Raw genomic sequence first — 2469 nt, 5'->3', positions numbered from 1 at the left:
GGCGGTAACACGGTGCGGCCGCTGCTGGCCGGGCCGGACCGGGCCGAGAAATTTCGCGCGCTGATGACCGAGCGTGTTCCGCTCTATCGGAAGGTCGCCACGATCCGGGTGAATACGAGCCGTCGCAACCCTGGAGCCGTTGTCCGCCACATCGTGTGCCGGCTGAACGACCCGAAACCGGGCAACCTCGCGCGCAACCGCCGCCGTCCGCCGTGGCGACGCACGCCGTCCCCGGAAGTGGCCAGCGCACCCGAGCCCAGAACCGGACCGCCGCCCACCCCCGCCACGCCGGCCGCCCTGGCCGCGGCCCGTCGCGCCGAGGCGGATAAATGACGGAACTTCCCGAACCGGTCACCGTGCAGGTGGCCGTCGATCCGCCCTACCCGGTGGTGATCGGTACCGGGCTGCTGGGCGAGCTCGGCGAGCTGCTCGCCGGCCGGCACCGTGTCGCCATCCTGCATCAACCGGTGTTGACGGAAACGGCTGAGGTGATTCGAAATCACCTGGCAGACCAAGGCATTGACGCACATCGGATCGAGATTCCGGACGCCGAAGCCGGCAAGGACCTGCCCGTGGTGGGTTTCATCTGGGACGTGCTGGGCCGCATCGGCATTGGCCGCAAGGATGCCTTGGTGAGTCTGGGCGGCGGGGCCGCTACCGACGTCGCGGGGTTCGCCGCGGCGACCTGGCTGCGGGGCGTGTCGATCGTGCACGTTCCCACCACGCTGCTGGCGATGGTCGACGCGGCGGTCGGCGGCAAGACCGGGATCAACACCGAAGCCGGCAAAAACCTGGTGGGCGCGTTTCATCAGCCCGCCGCCGTACTGGTCGACCTGGCGACCCTGCAGACCTTGCCGCACAACGAAATCGCGGCCGGCATGGCCGAAGTCGTCAAGGCCGGTTTCATCGCCGACCCGGTGATCCTGGACCTGATCGAGGCCGACCCGCCGGCGGCGCTGGACCCGTCGGGGGAGGTGCTGCCGGAGTTGGTCCGACGCGCGATCGTGGTCAAGGCCGAGGTGGTCGCCGCCGACGAGAAGGAATCCGATCTGCGCGAAATCCTCAACTACGGCCACACAATGGGCCACGCGATCGAGCGGCGGGAGCGCTATCAGTGGCGACATGGCGCCGCGGTTTCGGTGGGGTTGGTGTTCGCTGCCGAATTGGGCCGACTGGCAGGTCGTCTCGATGACGCCACCGCGCAGCGCCACCGCAGCATCCTGACCTCACTGGGCCTGCCGACGAGCTACGACGCCGACGCTCTGCCGCAGCTGTTGGAGTCCATGGCCGGCGACAAGAAGACTCGTTCCGGGGTGCTGCGGTTCGTGGTGCTCGACGGCCTGGCCAAGCCCGGCCGGCTGGAAGGTCCGGACCCGGCCCTGTTGGCGGCCGCCTACGCGGAGGTGGGCACTCGGTGACGCCGCCGACGACGATGCAGAGCGCAGCGATGCTGAGGAGCGGCGCATGACGGCAGTGAACGTCATCAACGGACCCAACCTCGGCCGGCTCGGCCGTCGGGAGCCCGAAGTGTACGGCGACACCACCCATGACGATCTCGTGGCATTGGTCGAACGCGAGGCCGCCGACCTCGGGGTGAAAGTCATTGTCCGACAAAGCGACAGCGAAGCTCAGCTGCTGGACTGGATCCATCAGGCCGCGGACGCCAAACAGCCGGTGATCCTCAACGCGGGCGGGCTGACCCACACGTCGATCGCGCTACGCGACGCCTGCGCCGAGCTGAGCGCACCCTTGATCGAGGTGCATATCTCCAATGTGTATGCCCGGGAAGAATTTCGGCACAACTCATACCTGAGCCCGGTGGCGACCGGGGTCATCGTGGGATGCGGCGTCCAGGGGTATCTGCTGGCCCTGCGCTACCTGGCCAGCCTCGGCCGCTAGTGGTCTTCTGACTTCGGCTTTTCGATGTGTTCGGTGGCCGGCTCGGAATGCTCGTGGGTCGGCAGCCCCTCGGTCTTCGCGGCGCTGGGCGGCCAGGGAATCTTCTTGGTCTCTTCCTCGCTGGCGGCTTCGGTCGTCGCTTCGCCTTCCTGGCTGTAGGCCGTCGGCGCCTCGTATTCGCGTTCGGCGGTCGCCACGGACGTCGAGTGCTCCTCGGGCCAGGCGGCGCCCTCAGCGGTGGCCTGCTCCGACCGGACCGCGGCGAACACGTCGGTGTCGGCGCGATCCTCGTCGCCGCCTCGGGTGCCGCTCTGCGGGTGGTAGGCGCCGGTACGGTCAACCCGCCAACGGCCAATGGCAACCCCGCTGATCGCCCCCAGGAAGACCACCAAGGCGGTGAAGGCCGCGAACGTGGTCAGTTCATTGATCAGGCCGCCGACGTAGATCGCCTTGTAGAACACCGAGATCAGCCAGGTCACCGCGCCGCTGAGCAGCCCGGCGACCAGACCGGCCAGCAGCCACGTCATCGCCAGATCTTCGCGACGGTCCGGGTCGGGGTTGCTTGCGGCG

The 2469-nt window shown here is 68.4% G+C and carries 4 protein-coding genes; 3 read left to right on the top strand and 1 reads right to left on the bottom strand.

What is annotated here, in order from left to right; all coding sequences use genetic code 11:
- From VN856_RS10450 to aroQ, 3 genes are all read left to right on the top strand, one after another.
- Positions 1 to 333, top strand: a 333-nt coding sequence (locus VN856_RS10450; protein ID WP_325688665.1) for a shikimate kinase, incomplete at its 5' end; no start/stop codon positions are given.
- Positions 330 to 1418, top strand: coding sequence for a 3-dehydroquinate synthase (gene aroB / locus VN856_RS10445; protein ID WP_325688663.1), 1089 nt, complete (start codon positions 330 to 332; stop codon positions 1416 to 1418). The genes VN856_RS10450 and aroB, both read left to right, overlap by 4 nt.
- 46 nt (positions 1419 to 1464) lie before the next feature.
- On the top strand, positions 1465 to 1899 hold the full coding sequence (aroQ, locus tag VN856_RS10440) for a type II 3-dehydroquinate dehydratase (RefSeq protein WP_325688661.1): 435 nt from the start codon (positions 1465 to 1467) through the stop codon (positions 1897 to 1899).
- Here aroQ and VN856_RS10435 read toward each other — a convergent pair.
- Positions 1896 to 2469 (bottom strand): B-4DMT family transporter (locus VN856_RS10435; RefSeq protein ID WP_325688659.1); only part of this gene is annotated, 574 nt, incomplete at its 5' end. The two genes, aroQ and VN856_RS10435, sit on opposite strands and share 4 nt — an antisense overlap.

The sequence above is a fragment of the Mycobacterium sp. genome (assembly GCF_035603715.1).
Taxonomy (GTDB): Bacteria; Actinomycetota; Actinomycetes; order Mycobacteriales; family Mycobacteriaceae; genus Mycobacterium.
The sequence above is the reverse complement of the archived record's forward strand: the minus strand, read 5'-3'. Positions and strand labels throughout refer to the sequence as shown.

Coding starts and splice junctions, on each gene's coding strand:
- aroB (WP_325688663.1), top strand. CDS start 330: ATGACGGAACTTCCCGAACCGGTCACCGTGCAGGTGGCCGTCGATCCG.
- aroQ (WP_325688661.1), top strand. CDS start 1,465: ATGACGGCAGTGAACGTCATCAACGGACCCAACCTCGGCCGGCTCGGC.